The sequence below is a fragment of the Bacteroides sp. PHL 2737 genome (assembly GCF_004115325.2).
GTDB classification, from domain to species: domain Bacteria; phylum Bacteroidota; class Bacteroidia; order Bacteroidales; family Bacteroidaceae; genus Bacteroides; species Bacteroides hominis.
In genome coordinates this window covers 2,497,211-2,518,941 of sequence record NZ_CP040630.1, presented here as the reverse complement: position 1 = coordinate 2,518,941, position 21,731 = coordinate 2,497,211, and the positions used below count along the sequence as shown (strand labels likewise).

The following is a 21,731-nucleotide window of genomic DNA, read 5'->3' as shown; positions in this document are numbered from 1 at the left end:
ACGGTATTTTTTATTTTTATCAAAATCGACCAAGAAAAAAGCCTTTTTCCTCGCAAAATCTAATAAAATTTGTCCGAAAACAGCAAAAAAAATTTCTACCATGACGGTATGAACTATGACTTTTAATTCTTACCATATCCCGAATTTTGCGGCAAATCAATAAGTTAGCAATATGGAAATAATAACATTCGAATCCAACGCCTATAAGGAACTGGATAAAAAGATTACCGCCATTGCCGATTACATTTTCAATCATGTAGAAACGGCAAAGCAAAGTGAAGAAGATATGTGGGTAGATAGCTACGAGGTCTGCACGTTCCTGAAAATAAGCGAAAAGACCCTGCAACGCCTGCGGGTATCGGGGACTATCGCCTATTCCAACATCAGGGGACGCTACTTCTACAAGGTCAGCGAGATACGCCGGATGCTGGAAGAACGCCTGATTAGGAGCAACAAGGAAAATATCGACAACCTGATAACCAATCACCAACTGTATGCTAAAGAAAGAGGAAATCTTAGAAAGAACAAATAACGGGTTGTCCGTATTCAAACACTATCTGCCCGGCAACTGGCGCATAGGCAGAAACTTTCTTAACCCGCTGTACGAGGACAGCAAGGCTTCCTGCAACATCTATTTCGACCGCCGGGGCGGTATCTACAAGATGAAAGACTTCGGCAATGACAGTTACAGCGGCGACTGTTTCTTCCTCGTGGGGCAGTTAAAGGGGCTGGACTGTAACCGGGCGGCTGACTTCGTGGAGATATTGGAAATCATCGACCGAGATTTGGGCTTGGGGTTGGCTTCCGGCACTCCGGTTTCCATTCCCCCGACAACAGTCCGCCGGGCAGTGCCGGACAAATCCGAAGAAACACCCGAAAAGCCCGTCAAGCCCTACCAGTTCCGGGAACAGAAGTTTTCTTCTTCTGAAATGGAATATTGGTGGCAGTACGGCATCACCCCCGAAGTGCTGGAGCGTTACAAGGTCTGCTCGCTCCGGGAATACAACAGCGAAACGGCAGAGGGCAAACCGTACACCTACACTTCATCGGTGGCAGAACCCATGTACGGTTACAAGGGCAAACAGCACATCAAGCTGTACCGCCCGTTCTCCACGCCCCGCTTCCTCTACGGCGGCAGCTTCGGCGAGAACTACTGTTTCGGGCTGGAACAACTGCCAGCCAAAGGCGACACGCTATTCATCACGGGCGGCGAAAAAGACGTGCTTTCGCTGGCAGCGCACGGTTTTCACGCTATCTGCTTCAACAGTGAAACGGTGACTATACCGCCCACGCTGGTCTATCGGCTGACGTTCCGCTTCAAGCACATCGTCCTGCTCTTTGACATGGACAAGACGGGCAGGGAAAGTTCATGCAAGCAGGAAAAACTATTGGAAGAATTTGGCGTGAAACGCCTGCTGCTCCCGCTTCCGGGAACGAAAGAGGAAAAGGACATATCCGACTACTTTAAAGCCGGGAACACCCGTGAAGATTTCCTGAAACTGTTTATCGAATTTTTAGACAACCTGTATAGCGACACTTTGATTATGCTAAAATCGTGCGAGATAGATTTCAACAACCCGCCCGCCAAAGCGCAAGAGATTATTTCGGCGGGTGACGTTCCGTTAGGGACACAAGGCAACCTGTTCGGCATCACCGGGGGCGAGGGAACGGGCAAGAGCAATTATGTAGCCGCAATCGTGGCGGGCTGCATCTGCCCAGCTGGTGCGGACATAGATACGCTGGGCGTACAGATAACCGCCAACGGCAGACACAAGGCGGTATTGCTCTATGACACCGAACAGTCGGAAGTACAACTATTCAAGAATGTAAACAACCTGCTGACACGTGCCAAACAGCCGGACAAACCCGATGAACTGAAAGCGTTTTGTCTTACTGGCATGTCACGCAAAGAACGCCTGAACGCCATTGTACAGAGCATGGATAAGTTCTACTACCAGTACGGCGGCATCCAGTTGGTCGTCATTGACGGCATCGCCGACCTCGTTAAGAGTGCCAACGATGAAGCGGAAAGCGTGGCGGTGATAGATGAACTTTATCGGCTGGCAGGCATCTACAACACGTGTATTCTGTGCGTGCTGCACTTCGTCCCCAACGGATTGAAACTGCGGGGACATTTGGGCAGCGAGTTGCAGCGCAAGGCGGCTACTATCCTTTCGATAGAGAAAGACGAAGAACCTACCCAGTCGGTGGTGAAAGCCCTGAAAGTAAGGGACGGAAGCCCGCTGGACGTGCCGCTGATGCTCTTTGCTTGGGACAAAAAAGCCGGAATGCACACGTGCCGGGGCGAAAAGCCACGTAAAGAAAAGGAAAAACGCAAGGAAAGGGAACTGGTCTGTGTTGCCCGTGATGTTTTCGGACGGCAGAAACGCATCACCTACATAGACCTGTGCGAACAGCTACAACAGATTTTGGATATTAAGGAACGTACCGCAAAGAACTATATCCGATTCATGCGTGAACGGGATATAATCATTAAAGATACTGCCAACCAAAGTTATTTTGTTATCGGTTCAATATAACCGATATTTTTCATAGTCCAATTTAGTCGTGTCCTGCCCTGTTGTGATAACACGGCAGGATTTTTTATTGTATGCCATGATTTCTCAATGATTTTCACTACTTTTGCAAAAGTAACATAAGAGAATAACGGCGATTGAACAGCTTCGGCTGTGATTTCGTCTTTATATATAACATACATAAGCGTTCCGCCGAACGTCCCAAAGCGAAAACTGGCACTTTTCAAAATGAGGGGATATTCAGCGCAGGATATGCTATGCTTTGTCATAGCGTGGTCTTGCCTGTTTCCTCATTTGGGTATGCCAGTACCTCGCTTTGAAGCAGTGTAAGAGCCACGCTTCTTTTTTGGGTACTGGTGGACAGTTAAACACGAATATTAAACTGTTAAATACCTGATAGTATGAAACAAATTAAAGCACATATCGCCGTATCTCTTGACGGGTATACAGCCACGTTGGACAAGGAACTGGACTGGCTACCCGATGCAGTGAAAACAATCGTTGGCAAGCATTACCGGAAAGCGGATTACCTGCTCATGGGAGCAAACACCTACAACTACATCTTTGAACATTGGGGCGGGTGGCCGTACAAAGACAAACGGTCTTTTGTAGTGTCCCACCACGATACCAATATCACGCCGGACTGCGGAGTGGAGTTCCTGACGGATGAACCGTTACGCAAGGTCTATGAACTGAAACAGGACAACGATATGCTGGTGGTGGGCGGCGGCACGCTGCTTACCTCGCTGGTTAAAGCTGGACTGCTGGACAGCCTGACTATATACATTATCCCTGTGATGGTGGGCAAGGGCATCGGCTTTATCGGGGAAACGCTCGGCTCGCTGTGGAAGCTTTCGGAAAGCAGGGTGCTGGATAACGGGGTGGTCTGTTCGACCTACCTGTTTGGCGGGAACATATAAAAAATGCGCCCGGTTTCCCTCCGGGCGCAACCACTAAAATTCCAATTATCATAAGCCTGTAAACTTATCACAATGAAATTCCAGCGGCAAAGATAGGCTATTTCTTCGGTTTCGCTTTCTTTTCGGGGAATGAAAAACCGACATTGAACTGCCCGTCCAGCACCAGCGAGGCATCGAAAGCCTTGCCGTTCTTGCCCTTGAAGCCCTTGATTATCCCGGTCTTGCGTTTCGCCACCAGCTCGACAATCTGCTTGTCGGAAAGCTGCCTGTCGCACTTGTTGCGGAATATGGTAAGCGTGCAGTCCACGTTGGAACACTTCGCCACTTTCGGGTAGAACAGGATGCGCCCGCTGCCGCATTTCGGGCAGGGGCAGGTTTCACCAGTAGCGACAGATAGCTGCACCGATAGCAGTTCTGCGGTGATTTGCGTTGCGTACACCTCAATGCCCTTTCGGAACGTGTCGGCATCCATGCTGCCCGCTTCTATCTTGGCAAGGGCGGTTTCCCACATGCCCGTCATTTCGACATCGGCAATCTTCTTGTCCCTGACAATCCTGTAAACGGCAAGCCCCTTGTCGGTGGGTACAAGGTTCTTCTTCTCACGCACAATGTACTGGCGGGCGAACAGCGTTTCGATAATCGCCGCACGGGTGGCGGGCGTGCCTATCCCGGCATCTTTCAGGCTGGCTTTCAGTTCGGCATCTTCCAGTTCCCTGCCTGCGTTCTCCATTGCCGCCAACAGGCTGCTTTCCGTGTGCAGCGGTTTCGGCTTGGTCTGCTTTTCGAGCAGATCCACGCCGGAGAGTGGCAAACATTCTCCCTCTTGGAGTGGCGGTAGGCTACCGGCTTCTTCATCCCCGCCCGTTTCCGGCTCGCCGAACACGGCACGCCACCCGGCTTCTTTCATCACAGACCCTTTCACCGTGAAGTCGGTATCTCCCCCTGACAGCAAGGCGGTGGTAACGTCTTTCACGCACTTGCCCGAAAAGGCTTCCAGCATACGCCCGGCTACCAGCTCGTAAACCGCCCGCTCGTCTTTGGAAAGTTCACCGGGCAGGTTCTCGGTAATGATTAAGGCGTGGTGGTCGGTCACTTTGCTATCGTTCACGCTGCGGCGGTTCAGGGATATACCGTCCAGCCCGGCGGCATACCCGGCAAAGCGGGAGTATTGCCCCAGCAGGGCGACACGTTCCGGCATTTCATCGAAAACGTCCTCCGGAATATAGCGGCTTCCGGTTCTTGGGTAGGACATCACTTTCTTTTCATACAGGCTTTGCGCTATGGAAAGCGTCTTGTCAGCCGAGAAGTTCAGCTTCGTGTTCGCTTCCTTTTGCAGCGTGGTAAGGTCGTACAAAAGCGGCGGTTCTTGGCTGGCTTCTTTCCTCTCAACGGATTTAACCACAAGTTGCCCGGCATCCTTTACCCGTTGCAGGGCGGCTATGGCTTCGGGCTGCTGTTCCCACTTGGCGGTCGATTGGGCGGTAAAATTTATTCTCCCGCTGGCAGTCGCCGCTTTGAGTTGCCAAAACTTGGCAGGTACGAAATTCTTGTTCTCCAAATAGCGGCTGCATATCATCACGAGCGTGGGTGTCTGCACCCTGCCCAGCGAGAACACCCCCTGCCCGACGGCAACGCTCAACGCTTGGGTGGCGTTTATCCCTATCAGCCAGTCCGCTTCGCTGCGGGACTTGGCAGAGAGGTAAAGGTTATCGTAACGCTCTCCCGGCTGCAAGTTATCCAGCCCCTCACGGATTGCCTTGTCGGTAAGGCTGCTTATCCACAGGCGCACAAATGGTTTCCGACAGTTCAGGTAATGGAAGATATAGCGGAAGATTAACTCACCCTCACGTCCGGCATCGGTGGCGACAATAATCCGGTCGCACTGGTCGAACACTTCCTTTATCACTTTCAACTGTTTCAGCACGCCGGGGTCTGCCTTGTAGCCTTTCTCCGCTTTCACCTGACGGGGGATTAGCTGGAAATCGGGCGGCAGTATGGGCAGGCTCTCCCTGCGGAAGTTCGCCACGCCGTAGGCTTCCGGCATGGCAAGCTGGATTAAGTGGCCGAACGCCCATGTCACCATATACCCGTTGCCGGAAAGATAACCGTCATTACGCCCGGTCGCACCGATGATGCGGGCGATGTCCTTTGCCACGCTGGGCTTTTCTGCTATCAATGCAATCATAATTCTTTACTTTTTAATGGTGGATATTACATTTTCATTCCTCTGGACTTCTTGGGCTTGTCAGCTTTCAGGCTCTTGTCCTGCGCTTTCTCCTGCTTCTCTTTCTGCTTGGCGGTGGGCTTGTCCTGACCCTGTTTCAACGGCTCTTTGCCCAGCTTGGTGGCTTCGTTGGTCTTGCCCCCGGAATTGACCGCTACCTGCGTCCGGCTCTCGGCGGCGGGGGTAACGTCTTTCGGCTGCACCTTGTCGGGGGATTTGCCCTGTGCGCCGGGCTGTACATGACCGTTGAACTCAACGCCCTTGCCGTCCTTTAGCCCGGTGACCTGCTGCTCTGCGGGCTGCTGTCCCTGCTGCAAGAACTGGACGGCGGCACGGGGCAGGAACTCCAAGCCACGCTCCACCGCACTGACCTGCAAATAGGCACTGCGCTGCGTGCCGTCCCTGAATTGCAGGTTTTCCATTTTCACCGCTTGCCCGGCTTCAAAGGCGGCTTTCTGTTCCGGGCTGACTTGCACGTTACAGATTGTATCGGGGCATTTCCACTTGTCAGCCCGCATATACTCCAGTTCGTGCGTGTACCTGTCCCGGCTGACGAACACGGGGATTTGCTCGCCGCTTTTCGGGTCTTTGATTTCAGCGATGCCGCCCAAGTTACCAGTGCCTTGCAAGTTGCCCTGTTCCTGCTTGGTGAACTCGTGTTCATGGAACGGGCGTTGCAACAGTTTCTCGTCCTGCTGCACGCCGTGCAGCTTGGGTACTACCGTGCCGTCCTTTGCCTGATAGAAAGAGAGCTTGACATCGGTAGGTTTGAGGTAGAAGCCGCCCACCGTCCCCGAAACGGTGTAGGTGTTGCGGGACTTGTAGCCACGCATCACCCGGTCGAAGTCCCTCGTGTTTTTCAGGGTGTCGGCGGTGATGCCGACTTTTTTCAGGTTCTCCCAGTCGATTTTTGCAGGGTCGAAGCGGTAGCCCTGCTTGAACTCGTGGAAGTCGGGCTTCGGAACTCGAAGCATTTCAGCCCGCTTGTCACCCTCCGGTGTAGGGTTGCGGTGGTTGTCCTCGATTGCCTTTGCGTCCCGCTCCGCTTCGGAAGCCTTGACGCTGAACAGTTCCAGCCCGGAAGTGTCCTGATACTTGCGGTAGAAGTTGGAAATGAAGTTGCTGAACACATCGCTGTTCTTGTCCACCTGCATGAACTCGCCACCGTGTCCGGTAGTGGGTGGCACGGTCTGCAAATTGCCCTCCTTGTCGATACCCTTAACGGCACTCACCTTTCCCTGCTGTTTATCCAAGACCAGCAGCACGTCTTTTTCCTGCCCCTCTGCGGGCGGGGTCATTCTGTTTGCCATAAATAATCGGAATTTTAGTGGTTACGGGAATAGTCCCGCCCAAAGGTAGCGACTAAATATGCTATATTTGGACGGGCGGCAAGGACTGTCCGAATTTGTCCTGCGCTGTCTGAAATTGTCTGGGTGGGGTAAATCTCCAACTGACGGTTGGAGAATTGGAAACAGGCATAAAAAAGAGAGCGAAGTTAATCACTCTCTTGGGGTGAGCCATTTATGAGCCATTTAATCATAAACCTTATGCCTTATAATCAACGACTTATTAAAATTTACATTATGCTTGCGAGCCATTTGTGAAGCGTTTGGCAAGCCTTTGATTGTGTTTCCTTTATTCTCCTATTATCAGGTGACACGACAAAAAGAAAACATCTTCGGCAAAATATTTGTTATGTTTTTGCATGTAATTACATAATATACTATCTTTGCAGATAGAAACAAAGGACATAAATATGGCTTCATTCAGAAAAGAGATACTTGGGCAGATTGAACGGATAGATACCGGGCGTATATTCACGTTCCGTGATTTGTCGTTTGAAACGGAAAAGACCGCCAATGTTGCAGTGCTACTCTCCGAACAGAGCCGCAAAGGGGTACTGGTACGGGTTGAAAAGGGGGCATACTACCGTCCCAAGAAATCAGTGCTTGGGCTGGGAAAGCTGCCTGTCTATCAGGATGAACAGTTCCGCTACCTGACTGAAAAACTGAACGGCTATATCACGGGGGCTTACGTCTATAATAAAATGGGGCTGACCGAACAGGTTGCCACAACCATAACGATAGCCACTCCTAACCCGGTTCGCCGTTTCCGTTTCAAGAACTTGGATATAGAGTGCGTGAAAGCCTACTGCATGGACTACCCGGATGAAAGCCTTGTCCCGTACTTGCGGCTACTCGATGCGATAAAGGACATGAAGCGCATACCCGGAACAACCGGGCAGGACATCTACAACCGGGTCAAAAGCCAATATTTCAACGGGTACAGCCTGTCGGAACTGGAAAAAATCGTATCTTTGGCGAAAAGTTACCCGCCACGTGTCAGAAAGGTGGTGGCGGACATACTGGGCGACATTAGACAAACCGTGTTGCAAACGGAAATGGCAAAGACCATTCTTCCCACGACACGGTTCAACTTGGATTATAAAACGGCATAGGACAGAAATATGAATTTACATTCGGACAAGGAAGCGTTCAAGGAAATCATCGCACTGGCGGCTGAACATTTCGGCTACGAGCAGTCGCACGTGGAAAAGGATTACTGGGTATCGAAGATACTGCGGGATATTTCCATGTCCGAATATGCGGATAAGACCTACTTCAAAGGCGGGACTTCACTTTCCAAAGCCTACGGGCTGATAGAACGCTTCTCGGAAGATTTGGACTTGTTCGTGTTCACGGGTGATAAAGGTGCGTCCAAGCAGGCGGAAAAGACATTGAACAAGAAACTTTCCAAATACATAGTTGAACTTAACAATAGCATATACAAGGAAGATTTGTCGGAAACGGGCGGTAATTACCGCAAACTGTATTTTTCGTATGACAATGTATTTCAGAGTGTGGGGCTGAAAGAACATTTGGAAGTAGAAATAAAGTCTTGTGACCTGCCGGACAAAAAACAGATGTTCTACCCGGCGGACAAACGGGTTATCAAACCGATTGTGACCGCCTTTCTTGAAAGCATCGGACAAGAGGAACTGATCAGCACCTACGGGCTGGAAAGTTTTGAAACGCAGTGCATCAATCCCCGAAAGACTATCTGCGACAAGGTTTCAAGGCTGGTAAAGCTGTCTTACAATGAGGATGCAGCCGTACTGCTGGCAAAGCATATCCGTGACGTTTACGACTTGTCGGCACTCTACCACAATCAGGAATATAACGATTACCTACATTCGGAAGATTTCTTGGATGCCATGTACCGGGTGACGATAGAGGACGGACTAAATAAAAACTCCCGTTCGCACTTGTCGCTGGCTGATGCACCGATATTCAAGGATGCCGAATCGGTCATGGCATTGCCCGAAGTGGCTATGGCATACACTACCGATTTGAAGAAACTAACCTTTGACAAAAGCAAGATGCCACCGATTGGCAAGGCTGTGGAAGCATTGAAGAACCTACACAAAATACTGGTTAAATTTGAAATTTATCGGAACAGTATATAATTATGGCAAATGTGAAAAGAAGATGTTTTACCCAAGCTACGTTAGAAGGTATCGCCAAAATATTGGGAGATACAAGTAATGGCTTAACGGGAAGTGAAATACAATACCTTTTACAACAATCTCAAATTGATGATGTTGATTCACAAAATACCAAATGGAAAAGGTTATATAGTGCTTTTGCAAATTACCAAAACACACATCAGTGTTCTAACAAAATACTTTATTTTATTCAATTAGCTTTATCTCCTGCTAAATTTGTAAATAATGAGTACGAGTTTACAGAAAAAAGAAATGCAATAAATCAACAATTAGCGTTTATCGGCTATCAACTAAATGAAACAGGAAAATTTAGTGAAATAATTCAAGCTAAAACGATTTCAGAAGCGCAGCAAAAAGCAGAAAACCTAAAAACAAAATTAGAGAACCGCAACGCACATTTGGCTCTCTTTAAATATTGTAAGGCTGAGTTGCTAACAAACAACTATTTTCATGCTGTCTTTGAAGCAAACAAAGGTTTATTTGATAGAATTAGGGACTTGTCATTGTATAATGAAGACGGGAACAAGCTAATAGAGTATGTATTTAGTAATACACCTATATTAATTATAAATAATTTCCAGTCAAAATCTGAAATAGACGAGCATAAAGGATTTTGTAACCTTTTAAAAGGATTATGTGGAATGTTTAGAAATCCTGAAGCTCACGAACCTAAAATTAGCTGGAACATAACAGAACAAGATGCTTTGGAAATTTTAGCAATGATTTCGTATTGCCATAGAAGATTGGATAATGCACAAAAAATAAGATAGCAGAAAAATTCCGCTATCCTATTTCATTATTTATTCTTCCTCTTTAATCAAGTGGCATAGCTCCGGGTCGTTCTTAATCCGGGTTATCTCGTCCTCGACTATCTGCCGCACTTCCTGACGGATGCGGTCATGGTTGGCTTGGATTTCCTCCTGCATCCGGTCGTTGCCGTCCTTGTCGGTGAAGTCGATTATCTGCGGCAACTTCACGTAACGGGCGGTTTCCCGCTTCACCTTTTCATTGTCCACCACGATTTCACAGTGGAAAATCTTCTGCTCTATCCGTTCATCGAAATTGTCTGCCACTGCCCCCACGAACATACCTTGCGTGAGGTTGGATATTTTACTGGCGGGTATCAGGCTGTCCATTTGGGTGCTTATCGAGGTGGATTTTTCCCGCTGGTTGATTGTCATGCTCTGCCTTTTCTGCAAAACCTTACCGAAACGCTCGGAAAGGATTTTCGCCGTTTCACCGACTACCTGACCGCTGAACACGTTGCCCACAGTATTTTGTATCACCCGGCTTTCCTTGTCCCCGTAGTCACGGGTAAGCTGGCTGTAATCCTGAAAGCCCAGCAGAACCGCCACCTTGTTGCTTCGGGCAGTAGCAATCAGGTTGTCAAGCCCACGAAAATAAATCGTTGGCAACTCGTCTATTATCACCGAACTTTTAAGCTGACCTTTCTTGTTTATCAGCTTCACGATACGGGAATTATATAATCCCAGTGCTGCCGAGTAGATATTTTGGCGGTCGGGATTGTTGCCGACAACCAGTATTTTAGGCTCTTTCGGGTTGTTGATGTCGAGTGAAAAATCATCACCCGTCATTACCCAGTAAAGTGCTGGGCTTATCATCCTTGAAAGCGGGATTTTCGCACTGGCAATCTGCCCCTGCAACTGTTCAACTGCCGAACTTTCCCAAGCATCCACGAACGGGGAAAGATAGTTTTCCAGTTCGGGATAACTGCGCAAAATCGTGAAAACATCGGCGTATTTCTTGTTCAACAGTTCAATGGCATGGGGGAACGTGCAATACTTACCGCCTTGATAGATACGGAGATACCAAATTATAGCCGCCAAAAGAATAATCGGGCTTTCCACGAAGAAGTCGCCCTGCTTGCTTATCCAACTTCGATTGAGGTTAAGCATTATCGTGTAGCTTGCTTCGTAGGCATCCGCAATGTCCGACATGAAACTGGCGTTTATCGGGTTGCATCGGTGGCTCTTGCGTGGGTCGTCAAAATTGATAATGTAGAATTTGGGCTTTACCTTATACCCGTCCAAGTGATTAAGTAGGTGATTATAAGCGATTTCCGATAAATCGGGAAACTTATAATCATAGCAGTAGAGCGCAAAACCTTTCTCGATTTGCTGTTTTATGTAACTATTTACCACTGCATACGATTTGCCGCTGCCCGGCGTACCCAACACAAGGCTGGCACGGAACGGGTTCACAACATTTATCCAGCCGTTATTCCATTTCTTCTTATAGTAGAACCGGGTAGGCAGATTTACCGAATACTCGTTCTCGATAAGCCTTGTTTCCTGCTGGAAACTTTCATTTTCCATGTTAAAGACATCTTCCATTAGGTTGTTCTTCAACAACCGGGACATCCATGTACCCGCCATGAGCATACAGATATAGCCCGCCGATAGCGTGGCGATATAAAACACAGTGTCCGCCGTATGTGGCAGCGGAAGTTCCAGCAGCCACCAGTTCAGGAAAAACAACACGACACCCGCCACAAGGCTGCAATGTATCTTCGTCCACGTTATCTTTTCCTCTTTCACGCCCTTAGTGCCGATGCACGACAGGGCGAGGAACACCACCGCAAAAAGTTTCGTCCAAAGGACGGACGAGAACAGCCCGGTGGTGCGCTGGAAGTTCCACAGTATCTTGTCTATCACTTCAAACGTCACTCCCCATTCTTTCAGGGTGGAGTAACAGAACCAGTACACGTTTATTCCCACGAATAGAATACTGACAGCCCGCATAAAGTCCATGACCCTTGCAAGCCCTCTCAAATCATCCTCTTGCTGCATAATTGTATGTTTTTAAGTTAGTCGATGCGCCTTGTGCGCTTCTTTTTCTTCTTTCTCTTTTGGCGGGCGGTGTCCTGCGGCTCGTCACCGCCTGATGCACCGCCGCCCAGCAAACCGCCGAAAGCACCCAGCACGGAAGCCATGCCCGAAACGATGTCGGATTTCGGAGTGAAGCCCGGCTGTTCCTGATGCGTGGATTGGTCTTGCTGCGGTGCTGACAATTCGGGCTGGTGTATCTTTCCGGTTTCGCCCGAAAAGCGTTCGTTGAACACGTTCGCCGAATACTCCTTGCCCAAGCGTGAACCGTTCAGCACCACACGGCTGTCATGGTCGATGAACGTAACGCCATAGATGCGCCCGCTGTCGTTCTGACGGAATACCACGTCAATGCCCTGCTTCTTTAGCTGTTGTTCCAGTTCCTTGCGGCTGCGGGCGGTCTGCATGGCAGTGGCTACAATCTTCCGGGTGCGATCTTTCAGTTTCCTGTCCTTAATCACCTCACCCGATTTCTCCATTCTGCGCCGCACCGCTTCATCGCCCACCGACTTGCCGATGCGGGAAGCCTTTACCGGGTTGCCCGCCTTTTCACCCTTGTCGTTCATGGCGGAATAGACAATGCCCTGATAGGGCTTGCCGTTCACTTCACCCTTGACTTCCTCGGCGCACACGTTGTAAGCGGCAAGCAAAGCCTTGTACTCCCCGAACGACTGGAAGCGGTAGCCGTAGCAAGCCGCTTTCACGGTATTGCCGATTTGGTGCTTCACGTCCCCGGCGGCATAGTCCACCTTTTTAAGTTCCGGGCGTTCGGCACGCTCCTTTCGCTCTGCCGGGTGCAGCCCGTATTTCTTTTCCAGTTCACGGGTAATTTGCTTGCTGCGCCGATGCTCGAACTTGTCATTCAGCGGTCTGCCGTTCTCGTCCACCCGCAACCCCACGATGTGGATGTGGTGGCGGTCGATGTCGGTATGCTTGTACACCAAATAGGGCTGGTCGCCATAGCCCAACTTCCGCATATACTCCCGTGCGATGTCGGAAAGCTGCTGGTCGGTCAGCACGTCTTCCGGGTGCGGGTTTATGGAAATATGAAGTATCGGCTTCTTGGTGGATAGCTGGACGGGCATCTGCATTTCAAAGCTGCGCATACACTCGCCGATAGAGAAATTCCCGTCCTCGCTTAACAGCATCCGGTTGGAGAAAAGCACCTTTGCTTCCCCGCTGTCCACCTTGTTTTGGTTGTACGCCAATGCGCCGAACATATTGCCGCCCGTGCTCATTTTGGCAACCATAGTTCCTTGCATTCATTGGTTAATGCAATAACTTGGCGGTTCAGTGCCGCCAGTTCGGTGGTCGCTTTCTCCAATTTATAGAGAAAAGCCAGTGCCTTTTTCTCCGAAAAGTTGCTGTGCAACGCCTTTACCACTTGGTTGTAATTGACCGCTACGGCTCTGAATTGTGCATAAAATTCGGTCAGCCGGGCGCAATACTCGACCGCCGATTTGTCCACTTTCACCACCCGGAACGGCTCGCCGAACAGCCGGGCGGTGATGAAACGGGACTTGCTCGTGACGCCCGACTGCTCCCACTGCGAGAGGAAGCGGGCGTTCTCCCGGGCGTTCAGGTAAAGGACATGGCGATGCTTCGCCGGGTCTGCGAGGGCGGGGCGACCGCCCTTGTTAGGTTTTCTTGTTTCCATGCTTCTTTGGATTAAAAAAATTACGACTTCGGAGTGATTTTTACCCCCGCAAGGGGCAAGGCGTTTTCAGGCACGGAAAACGGTTTTGTAGCATACAAAACACACCTTGCTATTTTCTGACGAAAATCGAAATCCGTCACGGACGGATTGGGGTTAGCGTGAAGCGGTAAGCCCAGCCGTTCACCAGCCAGTTTTACACCTCTGCCCCTTGCGGTTCGTTACTCCGCTGCAAAGTAACGGTGATTTATAATGCTGTAAAATAGGCGGTTGGTGGACAAATTGGGACAGCGCAGGACAAATCGGGACAAGGTTTTCAGGGGATGTTTTTTCTCCTTTTTTTTGCATCGGATTTCAAGATTGAAAGCAAGATTGAAAGAAATATTCCAATCAGGAAAGAGTGATTGAAAGCATGATTTCAAGAAAACATGATTGCAGGATTTCAATTTTCAAGAAAGAATGAAAGCCGGAAAACAAGATTGAAATAAAACAATCTTTCAATATTTCAAGACGGCAATATTGAAAGAATGAAAGACAGAATGATTGAAAGCAATAAACAAATCTATCAACCAATAATGAAAGAAAGCGATATGGAAAACGAGAAAACACCCCTTTATGTCGCCTTTTCCACCCAAAAGGGCGGGGTCGGCAAAACCACCTTTACCGTGCTGGCGGCGAGTTACCTCTACTACCTCAAAGGCTACGATGTGGCGGTGGTGGATTGCGACTACCCCCAACACTCCATTGCCGGGATGCGAAAGCGGGATGCCGAGCAGGTCGGGGCGGATGAAGATTACAAGCGCATGGCGTATGAACAGTTCACCCGGCTGGGGAAGAAAGCCTACCCAGTGCTGTGCAGTTCACCCGAAAAGGCGATAGTCACGGCTGATGAATATATAGCCGCCGGACATGTGCCGGATATAGTGTTTTTCGACCTGCCCGGCACGGTGAACAGCGAGGGCGTGATAAACTCCCTTGCGGGCATGGACTACATTTTCACCCCGATTTCAGCCGACAAGGTGGTGCTGGAAAGCAGCCTGTCGTTCGCAATGGCTATCCAAAAGCTATTAGTGAAGAATGAAGCCTGCCGACTTGCCGGGCTGTACCTCTTTTGGAACATGGTGGACGGGCGGGAGAAAACAGACCTTTACACAGCCTACGACAAGACCATTAAGGAACTGGAACTGCCGCTGATGAAAACCTTTATCCCCGACACCAAACGCTACAAAAAGGAACTGGTAGCGGATAAGAAAGCGGTGTTCCGCTCCACGCTCTTTCCCGCCAGCCGCCCGCTGGTAAGGGGAAGCAACTTGGAAGAACTGATAAACGAAATAGTGTACTACATCAAATTAAAATGATATGGCAAAGCAAAGCGGCGGGATGCCGAAGATAGACGAGGATTTCATGAAAGAGCTTATCTCGCAGGGTGTTCCCAGTAAAGAAGATAATAAACCGAATGATGCACCACATACCAATCTTGCATCACAAGTTACCCAAGAGGAACAGCAGACGGAAACGGTGCGGGTGGAGAAAACGACAAACCGCAAGCGCAAGGGCGGTTCGGGCGACTACCGGGAAACCTACTTTCAGAAAGTGGAACTGGCAGACCGACAGCCCTTGTACGTGAGCCGCACCACGCACGAGAAGCTGATGCGTATCGTGACGGTGATAGGCGGGCGAAAGGTGACGGTAAGCAGCTACGTGGAGAACATTCTGCTGCGCCACTTCGAGCAGTACCAAGACGAGATAAACACCCTGTATGAAAGTCACTTCCAAAAGCCTGTCTGACTATGGTAATCTATTGCATACTTACCGGGCTTTTGGTGTACTATATCGCCCTATGGATTTGGTATCGCTACACGGACAGCCGGACATCACCGGGCAGAACGGATGATGCGCCGTTTCCACGAAACGGGGTTTCAGGCTACACGCTGATAGGTGAAAGCCGATACAAGGGCGGACAAATTCAGACAGCGCAGGACAAATCGGGACACCTCCCGCAAACGGCTGAAAATGATACTATTTTTGCGCCGCAGGCTGACGGACTGCCGGAAGAAACGCCCGGTTACGAGAATGACGAACCCGATTACGAGGACGAGGAAATAGCCGGGTACATGTACGGTGACGATGATACCGGGCGGGCTACGGGCGTGAGCTTTGACGAACTGGGCGATGCGGTACGCACGGCGAACGCCGACAACCCCACCGAAACGGAACAGCGGCAAGCCGCCGGGACACTGGCAAGGATTGAGGGAACGAACCTCTACGATGCGGTGGTGGAGAACATCAACGGCGGGCTGGAAAAGGTGGCGGAACTGCTGGGACGCAACGAAGCGGAACTGGCTGCGGCTGCTGTCCCTGCCGAAGCTGGCGATGCAAGCAAGGAACACGAAGCGTTCGACATGAACGATTTCCTATAATATAATAATGTATAAGCCTGACAGCATGAAACAGCGTGACTACGGTTGATTGGCAACCTGAAAACCAAACAGACAAACGGGAGTGTTCCCGACCACTAAAATTTCAAGTTATTCATCCGCCGGGTGGCAGCGGACTATCCACCCGCTACCCCGGCATTAAAAAACAAATCACAATGAGAAAGAAAATCTTCTTGTCGGCGGCTATCCTTGCCGCTGCGGTAAGTGCCTACGCACAAGGGAACGGGCAGGCGGGCATCACTGAAGCCACGAACCTAATCACCGGGTATTTCGACCCCGGAACAAAACTGGTGTACGCAATCGGGGCGGTCTGCGGCTTGATTGGCGGGGTAAAAGTATATAACAAGTTTTCGAGCGGCGACCCCGACACCTCAAAGACCGCCGCCAGTTGGTTCGGGGCGTGCATCTTCCTTATCGTAGCCGCCACTATCCTGCGTTCGTTCTTCCTCTAAAGCGGCGGCTATGTCTGAATATCCGGTAAACAGGGGTATCGGGAAGCCCGTGGAGTTCAAGGGGTTAAAAAGCCAGTACCTATTTATCTTTTGCGGCGGCTTGCTCGCCGTCTTCGTGGTGTTCATCGTCCTGTTCATGGCAGGCGTGAACCAGTGGCTATGTATCGGTTTCATCGTGTCGGCTTCGCTGCTGCTCGTGTGGCAGACGTTCCGGCTCAACGCACGGTACGGCACGCACGGGCTGATGAAAGCTGCCGCACGCAAAAGACACCCACGCTTCATTATCAGCCGAAAGGCGTTACCCCGATTATTCACCTACAAAAGAAGAAAGGAAGAAAGAACATGAGGAATACATTAAAGGCTACCACGCTGGAAAGGAAATTTCCACTTTTGGCGGTGGAGAACGGCTGCATCATTTCAAAGGATGCCGATATAACGGTGGCTTTCAGGGTGGAACTGCCCGAACTGTTCACCGTCACCAGTGCCGAGTACGAAGCCATACATTCGGCATGGTACAAGGCAATCAAGGTGCTGCCCGACTACTCCATAGTACACAAGCAGGACTTCTTCATCAAGGAGAACTACCAGCCCGACACGGAAAGGGACGAACTTAGTTTTTTAAGCCGCTCCTTTGAACGGCACTTCAATGAACGACCGTTCCTGAACCATTACTGCTACCTGTTCCTGACAAAGACGACAAGGGAGAGAAGCCGCCGACAGAGCGACTTCTCCACCCTCTGCCGGGGCAGGATTGTACCGCAGGAGATAGCCGACAAGGAAGCAGCGGCAAAGTTCATCGAGGCGGTCGGTCAGTTTGAAAGGATTATGAACGACAGCGGTTTTGTCACCCTTACCCGGCTGACCGCCCCGGAAATCACCGGGCAGGACGGAAAGGCGGGCATCATCGAGAAATACTTCTCGCTCTCGCAAACCGACACCACCTGCCTGAAAGACATCGGGCTGTACCCGGAAGAAATGCGTGTCGGGGACGACATACTGTGCCTGCACACGCTTTCGGACGTGGAAGATTTGCCGGGCAAGGTCGGGACGGACTGCCGATTTGAGAAGCTGTCCACTGACCGGAGCGACTGCCGACTGTCATTCGCCGCCCCGGTGGGCGTGCTGTTGTCGTGTAACCACGTCTATAACCAGTTCATCTTCATAGACGACCACGCCGAAAATCTGAAGAACTTCGAGCAGACCGCCCGGAATATGCAATCGCTCTCCCGTTATTCCCGTGCCAACCAAGTGAACAAGGAATGGATAGACGAGTACCTGAACGAAGCGCACAGCAAGGGGCTTATCTCGGTACGCTGCCACTGCAACGTCATGGCATGGAGTGACGACCGGGAAGAACTCAAACGCATACGCAACGATGTAGGAAGCCAGCTTGCGCTAATGGAGTGCAAGCCACGCCACAACACGGTCGATACGCCCACGCTCTTTTGGGCGGGCATACCCGGAAATGAAGCGGACTTCCCCGCAGAGGAAAGTTTCTACACGTTCTTGGGGCAGGCTCTCTGCCTGTTCGTGGAAGAAACGAACTACAAGAGTTCGCTTTCCCCGTTCGGCATCAAAATGGTGGACAGGGTGAGCGGTCGCCCGCTGCATATCGACATATCGGATTTGCCCATGAAGAAAGGCATCACGACCAACAGAAACAAGTTCATACTTGGGCCGAGCGGGTCGGGTAAGTCTTTCTTTACCAACCACATGGTGCGTCAGTATTACGAGCAGGGTGCGCACGTGCTGCTGGTAGATACGGGTAACAGCTACTTGGGGCTGTCCCAGCTTATCCACAACCGCACGCACGGCGAGGACGGGATTTATTTCACCTACACCAACGAGAACCCGATAGCGTTCAACCCGTTCTATGTCGAGGACGGGGTATTCGACATAGAGAAGAAAGAGAGTATCAAGACCCTTATACTCACCCTGTGGAAGCGGGATGATGAAGCCCCCAAGCGGTCGGAAGAAGTGGCGTTGTCCAATGCGGTAAGTGCCTATATCGAGTTGATAGGCAAAGACCGTTCGGTAACGCCCTGCTTCAATACATTTTACGAATTTATCCGTAATAATTACCGCCGACAGCTTGAACAGAAGAACGTCAGGGAAAAGGATTTTGACATCGACAACTTCCTGAACGTGCTTGAACCCTATTACAAGGGTGGCGAGTATGACTATTTGCTGAACTCCGACAAGGAGCTGGATTTGCTGTATAAACGCTTCATTGTCTTCGAGTTGGATAATATCAAAGAACACAAGATTTTATTCCCGATAACGACTATCATCATCATGGAAGCGTTCATCAACAAGATGCGTAAGTTAAAGGGAATAAGGAAGTTAATACTAATTGAAGAAGCGTGGAAAGCGATTGCATCGGCGAACATGGCGGACTATATAAAATATTTGTACAAAACCGTCCGAAAGTATTTCGGGGAAGCGATTGTGGTAACGCAGGAAGTGGAAGATATTATTTCCTCACCCATAGTGAAAGAGAGTATCATCAATAACTCGGACTGCAAAATACTGTTAGACCAAAGAAAATATCTCAACAAGTTCGACAGCATACAGAACCTCTTGGGACTGACCGACAAGGAGCGTTCGCAAATATTGTCTATCAACATGGCAAACCACCCCGGACGGAAGTACAAGGAAGTTTTCTTCTCGCTGGGCGGCACGCAGTCGGCGGTATATGCCACAGAAGTTTCATTGGAAGAATATTACACCTTCACGACAGAGGAAAGCGAGAAAATGGAACTGTTCGCACTTGCCGACAAGCTGGGCGGCAACCTTGAACTGGCTATCAAACGGCTTGCAGAAAGCAAACGTAATCCCCAATCATCAACAACTTAAAAATCAGGAACATGAAAAGAACAATTCTCCTTATGGCGGTATGCCTTTGCTTCATCGGCAAGGCATCCGCCCAGTGGGTGGTGTCAGACCCCGGTAACTTGGCACAGGGTATCATCAACACCACCAAGCAGATAGTGCAGACCTCCACCACAGCCAAGAACACGCTGGACGGCTTCATGGAAGCGCAGAAGATTTTCCAGCAGGGAAAAGTCTATTACGATGCGCTCAAAGCGGTACACGATGTTGTCAAAGGCGGCATCAAGGTGAAGAAGTCCATTGAACTGGTGGCGGAAATATCCGAAATCTACGTGCGCAACTACCAGAACATGCTGGCAGACCCGAACTACACGCCGGATGAACTCACCGCCATTTCAGCCGGGTACGCCAAGCTGCTCTCCGAAAGTGCGGACGTGTTGCAGGACTTGAAGAATGTAGTGAACGTGACGGGCATGTCGCTGACGGATGCCGAAAGGCTGGCGGTAATCAACAACGCCTATAAAAGCCTGCTCAACTACCGCAACCTCGTGAACTACTACACCCGAAAGAACATATCCGTGTCCTACCTGCGGGCGAAGAAGAAGAACGACACCGACCGGGTGCTGGCTCTCTACGGCTCGGCGGATGAACGCTACTGGTAACATATAAATCGGTATGCCTATGTTATTAGCAGCGGTGGATTTTGACAACCTGCACCAAGTGTTGCGGGTGCTGTACGATGAAATGATGCCCTTGTGCAGCAACATGACGAGGGTAGCCAAAGGGATAGCCGGGCTGGGAGCTTTGTTCTATGTAGCCGCCAAAGTGTGGCAGTCGCTCGCACGTGCCGAACCCATAGACGTGTACCCGCTCCTGCGTCCCTTTGCGCTGGGGCTGTGCATCATGTTTTTCCCAACTTTCGTGCTGGGCACTATCAACACGGTGCTGTCGCCAGTGGTGAAAGGGTGCAACCAGCTTATGGAAACGCAGACTTTCGACATGAACGAATACCGGGCGCAGAAAGACCGACTGGAATATGAAGCCCTGATGCGAAGCCCCGAAACGGCTTACCTCGCATCGGACGAGGAATTTGACCGACAACTGGAAGAACTGGGCTGGTCGCCCTCCGACATGGTGACTATGACCGGAATGTACATGGACAGGGCGGCTTACAATATCAAGAAGTCTGTTCGGGACTGGTTCAGGGAATTGCTGGAAATGCTCTTTCAGGCGGCGGGGCTGATTATCGACACGCTGCGCACGTTCTTCCTAATCGTGTTAAGCATACTGGGTCCGCTGGCGTTTGCGATTTCCGTCTATGACGGTTTCCAAAGCACGCTGACCCAGTGGATTGCACGCTATATCTCCATTTACCTGTGGTTGCCCGTGTCCGACTTGTTCAGCAGCGTGCTGGCACGCATACAAACGCTGATGCTCCAAAAGGACATTCAGGAACTTTCAGACCCGAATTTCATTCCTGACGGGAGCAGCACCGTGTATGTAATCTTTATGATAATCGGCATCGTGGGTTACTTCACCATTCCAACGGTGGCAAGCTGGATAGTGTCGGCTGGCGGCACGTCTGCCTATAACCGCAACGTGGCACGGGCCGGGTCAATCGCCGGGGCTGCGGTCGGTGCGGCAAGCGGGAAAGTAACCGGGAAACTACTCAAATAACCAACATCAAAATTTAGTATATGGAATTTAAGTCATTAACGAACATAGAAACGAGTTTCCGGCAAATCAGGCTCTTTGCGCTGATATTCATCTGCCTGTGCGCATTGGTGACGGGCTTTGCCGTGTGGAACTCGTACAGCTTCGCCGAAAAGCAGCGGCAGAAGATATACGTCCTCGACAACGGCAAAAGCCTGATGCTGGCACTCTCGCAGGACATGGCACAGAACAGACCCGTGGAAGCAAAATCGCACGTGCGGCGTTTTCATGAGCTTTTCTTCACGCTCTCACCCGAAAAGGGGGCTATCGAAAGCAACATCAAACGCTCGCTGTTCCTTGCCGACAAGACCGCTTTCAACTATTACAAGGACTTGGCGGAAAAGGGGTATTATAACCGGGTGATTTCCGGAAACGTCACGCAGACGGTGGAGATTGACAGCGTGAAGTGCGACTTCGACCAGTACCCCTACAAGGTGAACACGTATGCCCGCCAGTTGATTGTCCGGGAAAGCAGCCTGACGGTGCGAAGCCTTGTGACTTCGTGCCGCCTACTCAACGCCACACGGAGCGACAACAACCCGCACGGCTTCATCATCGAAGCGTTCACCATTACCGAGAACAAGGATTTACAGACCATTAAGAGATAGCC

The 21,731-nt window shown here is 50.4% G+C and carries 20 protein-coding genes; 15 read left to right on the top strand and 5 right to left on the bottom strand.

The features are described from left to right. Positions 1–172 precede the first annotated feature (172 nt). The 3 genes from DBK98_RS10240 (at position 173) to DBK98_RS10230 (ending at position 3,457) form a co-directional block, all read left to right on the top strand. Positions 173–532 (top strand): helix-turn-helix domain-containing protein, encoded by a 360-nt coding sequence (locus tag DBK98_RS10240; RefSeq protein WP_032543293.1) that lies wholly within the window; start codon positions 173–175, stop codon positions 530–532. Then, positions 495–2,540, top strand: a complete 2,046-nt coding sequence (locus tag DBK98_RS10235) for a bifunctional DNA primase/helicase (protein WP_032543294.1) — start codon at positions 495–497, stop codon at positions 2,538–2,540. Before DBK98_RS10240 ends, DBK98_RS10235 begins: the two co-directional genes overlap by 38 nt. Positions 2,541–2,938: 398 nt before the next feature. After that, positions 2,939–3,457 carry a dihydrofolate reductase family protein gene (locus tag DBK98_RS10230; RefSeq protein WP_032543296.1) on the top strand — a complete coding sequence of 173 codons (519 nt, stop codon included), beginning with the start codon at positions 2,939–2,941 and terminating at the stop codon, positions 3,455–3,457. 97 nt (positions 3,458–3,554) lie between these two features. On the opposite strand, the gene topB is transcribed toward DBK98_RS10230, so the two are convergent. Then, positions 3,555–5,642: a type IA DNA topoisomerase gene (gene topB, locus DBK98_RS10225; protein WP_032543297.1), complete on the bottom strand. Its 2,088-nt coding sequence runs from the start codon at positions 5,640–5,642 to the stop codon at positions 3,555–3,557. 26 nt (positions 5,643–5,668) lie between these two features. Then, positions 5,669–6,991, bottom strand: a complete 1,323-nt coding sequence (locus tag DBK98_RS10220; protein ID WP_032543298.1) for a DUF4099 domain-containing protein — start codon at positions 6,989–6,991, stop codon at positions 5,669–5,671. A gap of 446 nt (positions 6,992–7,437) precedes the next feature. Here DBK98_RS10220 and DBK98_RS10215 point away from each other — a divergent pair, with 446 nt between their 5' ends. From DBK98_RS10215 to DBK98_RS10205, 3 genes are read left to right on the top strand one after another with little or no spacing between them, the layout of a single operon-like run. Further along, entirely contained in the window at positions 7,438–8,139 is a 702-nt protein-coding gene (locus tag DBK98_RS10215; protein ID WP_032543299.1) for a DUF6088 family protein, read from the top strand. A gap of 9 nt (positions 8,140–8,148) precedes the next feature. Beyond that, complete coding sequence (locus tag DBK98_RS10210) at positions 8,149–9,147, top strand: nucleotidyl transferase AbiEii/AbiGii toxin family protein (RefSeq protein WP_032543300.1); 999 nt, start codon at positions 8,149–8,151, stop codon at positions 9,145–9,147. A gap of 2 nt (positions 9,148–9,149) precedes the next feature. After that, positions 9,150–9,956, top strand: coding sequence for a TIGR02391 family protein (locus DBK98_RS10205; RefSeq protein WP_032543301.1), 807 nt, complete (start codon positions 9,150–9,152; stop codon positions 9,954–9,956). A 30-nt stretch (positions 9,957–9,986) separates the two neighbouring features. On the opposite strand, the gene mobC is transcribed toward DBK98_RS10205, so the two are convergent. The 3 genes from mobC to mobA are packed head-to-tail and all read right to left on the bottom strand — an operon-like array spanning position 9,987 to position 13,689. Continuing rightward, positions 9,987–11,996: a conjugal transfer protein MobC gene (gene mobC, locus DBK98_RS10200; protein ID WP_032543302.1), complete on the bottom strand. Its 2,010-nt coding sequence runs from the start codon at positions 11,994–11,996 to the stop codon at positions 9,987–9,989. Positions 11,997–12,013: 17 nt separating this feature from the next. Further along, positions 12,014–13,282 carry a conjugal transfer protein MobB gene (gene mobB / locus DBK98_RS10195; protein WP_032543303.1) on the bottom strand — a complete coding sequence of 423 codons (1,269 nt, stop codon included), beginning with the start codon at positions 13,280–13,282 and terminating at the stop codon, positions 12,014–12,016. Continuing rightward, positions 13,267–13,689 (bottom strand): conjugal transfer protein MobA, encoded by a 423-nt coding sequence (gene mobA / locus DBK98_RS10190; protein ID WP_032543304.1) that lies wholly within the window; start codon positions 13,687–13,689, stop codon positions 13,267–13,269. The genes mobB and mobA overlap by 16 nt, the downstream gene beginning before the upstream one ends. Positions 13,690–14,261: 572 nt before the next feature. Here mobA and DBK98_RS10185 point away from each other — a divergent pair. The 9 genes from DBK98_RS10185 (at position 14,262) to traK (ending at position 21,729) form a co-directional block, all read left to right on the top strand. Continuing rightward, on the top strand, positions 14,262–15,044 hold the full coding sequence (locus DBK98_RS10185; protein WP_032543341.1) for a ParA family protein: 783 nt from the start codon (positions 14,262–14,264) through the stop codon (positions 15,042–15,044). A gap of 1 nt (position 15,045) precedes the next feature. Next, on the top strand, positions 15,046–15,474 hold the full coding sequence (locus DBK98_RS10180) for a DUF3408 domain-containing protein (protein WP_032543305.1): 429 nt from the start codon (positions 15,046–15,048) through the stop codon (positions 15,472–15,474). 2 nt (positions 15,475–15,476) lie between these two features. After that, positions 15,477–16,106, top strand: a complete 630-nt coding sequence (locus tag DBK98_RS10175) for a hypothetical protein (protein WP_032543306.1) — start codon at positions 15,477–15,479, stop codon at positions 16,104–16,106. Positions 16,107–16,279: 173 nt separating this feature from the next. After that, on the top strand, positions 16,280–16,576 hold the full coding sequence (locus DBK98_RS10170) for a DUF4134 domain-containing protein (RefSeq protein ID WP_004309970.1): 297 nt from the start codon (positions 16,280–16,282) through the stop codon (positions 16,574–16,576). 10 nt (positions 16,577–16,586) lie between these two features. Further along, a complete protein-coding gene (locus DBK98_RS10165; protein ID WP_009291848.1) occupies positions 16,587–16,922 on the top strand; it encodes a DUF4133 domain-containing protein in 336 nt (111 codons plus the stop codon). After that, positions 16,919–19,432, top strand: a complete 2,514-nt coding sequence (locus DBK98_RS10160) for a TraG family conjugative transposon ATPase (RefSeq protein WP_032543307.1) — start codon at positions 16,919–16,921, stop codon at positions 19,430–19,432. Before DBK98_RS10165 ends, DBK98_RS10160 begins: the two co-directional genes overlap by 4 nt. Positions 19,433–19,443: 11 nt before the next feature. After that, positions 19,444–20,070 carry a DUF4141 domain-containing protein gene (locus DBK98_RS10155; RefSeq protein WP_032543308.1) on the top strand — a complete coding sequence of 209 codons (627 nt, stop codon included), beginning with the start codon at positions 19,444–19,446 and terminating at the stop codon, positions 20,068–20,070. 19 nt (positions 20,071–20,089) lie between these two features. After that, positions 20,090–21,085: a conjugative transposon protein TraJ gene (traJ, locus tag DBK98_RS10150; RefSeq protein WP_080720286.1), complete on the top strand. Its 996-nt coding sequence runs from the start codon at positions 20,090–20,092 to the stop codon at positions 21,083–21,085. A 20-nt stretch (positions 21,086–21,105) separates the two neighbouring features. Then, positions 21,106–21,729, top strand: a complete 624-nt coding sequence (gene traK, locus DBK98_RS10145) for a conjugative transposon protein TraK (RefSeq protein WP_032543310.1) — start codon at positions 21,106–21,108, stop codon at positions 21,727–21,729. Positions 21,730–21,731 lie beyond the last annotated feature (2 nt).

Bases quoted from the DNA above. Each gene is read 5' to 3' on its own strand.
- DBK98_RS10240 (WP_032543293.1), top strand. From the start codon at position 173: ATGGAAATAATAACATTCGAATCCAACGCCTATAAGGAACTGGATAAA.
- DBK98_RS10235 (WP_032543294.1), top strand. From the start codon at position 495: ATGCTAAAGAAAGAGGAAATCTTAGAAAGAACAAATAACGGGTTGTCC.
- DBK98_RS10230 (WP_032543296.1), top strand. From the start codon at position 2,939: ATGAAACAAATTAAAGCACATATCGCCGTATCTCTTGACGGGTATACA.
- topB (WP_032543297.1), bottom strand. From the start codon at position 5,642: ATGATTGCATTGATAGCAGAAAAGCCCAGCGTGGCAAAGGACATCGCC.
- DBK98_RS10220 (WP_032543298.1), bottom strand. From the start codon at position 6,991: ATGGCAAACAGAATGACCCCGCCCGCAGAGGGGCAGGAAAAAGACGTG.
- DBK98_RS10215 (WP_032543299.1), top strand. From the start codon at position 7,438: ATGGCTTCATTCAGAAAAGAGATACTTGGGCAGATTGAACGGATAGAT.
- DBK98_RS10210 (WP_032543300.1), top strand. From the start codon at position 8,149: ATGAATTTACATTCGGACAAGGAAGCGTTCAAGGAAATCATCGCACTG.
- DBK98_RS10205 (WP_032543301.1), top strand. From the start codon at position 9,150: ATGGCAAATGTGAAAAGAAGATGTTTTACCCAAGCTACGTTAGAAGGT.
- mobC (WP_032543302.1), bottom strand. From the start codon at position 11,996: ATGCAGCAAGAGGATGATTTGAGAGGGCTTGCAAGGGTCATGGACTTT.
- mobB (WP_032543303.1), bottom strand. From the start codon at position 13,282: ATGGTTGCCAAAATGAGCACGGGCGGCAATATGTTCGGCGCATTGGCG.
- mobA (WP_032543304.1), bottom strand. From the start codon at position 13,689: ATGGAAACAAGAAAACCTAACAAGGGCGGTCGCCCCGCCCTCGCAGAC.
- DBK98_RS10185 (WP_032543341.1), top strand. From the start codon at position 14,262: ATGAAAGAAAGCGATATGGAAAACGAGAAAACACCCCTTTATGTCGCC.
- DBK98_RS10180 (WP_032543305.1), top strand. From the start codon at position 15,046: ATGGCAAAGCAAAGCGGCGGGATGCCGAAGATAGACGAGGATTTCATG.
- DBK98_RS10175 (WP_032543306.1), top strand. From the start codon at position 15,477: ATGGTAATCTATTGCATACTTACCGGGCTTTTGGTGTACTATATCGCC.
- DBK98_RS10170 (WP_004309970.1), top strand. From the start codon at position 16,280: ATGAGAAAGAAAATCTTCTTGTCGGCGGCTATCCTTGCCGCTGCGGTA.
- DBK98_RS10165 (WP_009291848.1), top strand. From the start codon at position 16,587: ATGTCTGAATATCCGGTAAACAGGGGTATCGGGAAGCCCGTGGAGTTC.
- DBK98_RS10160 (WP_032543307.1), top strand. From the start codon at position 16,919: ATGAGGAATACATTAAAGGCTACCACGCTGGAAAGGAAATTTCCACTT.
- DBK98_RS10155 (WP_032543308.1), top strand. From the start codon at position 19,444: ATGAAAAGAACAATTCTCCTTATGGCGGTATGCCTTTGCTTCATCGGC.
- traJ (WP_080720286.1), top strand. From the start codon at position 20,090: ATGTTATTAGCAGCGGTGGATTTTGACAACCTGCACCAAGTGTTGCGG.
- traK (WP_032543310.1), top strand. From the start codon at position 21,106: ATGGAATTTAAGTCATTAACGAACATAGAAACGAGTTTCCGGCAAATC.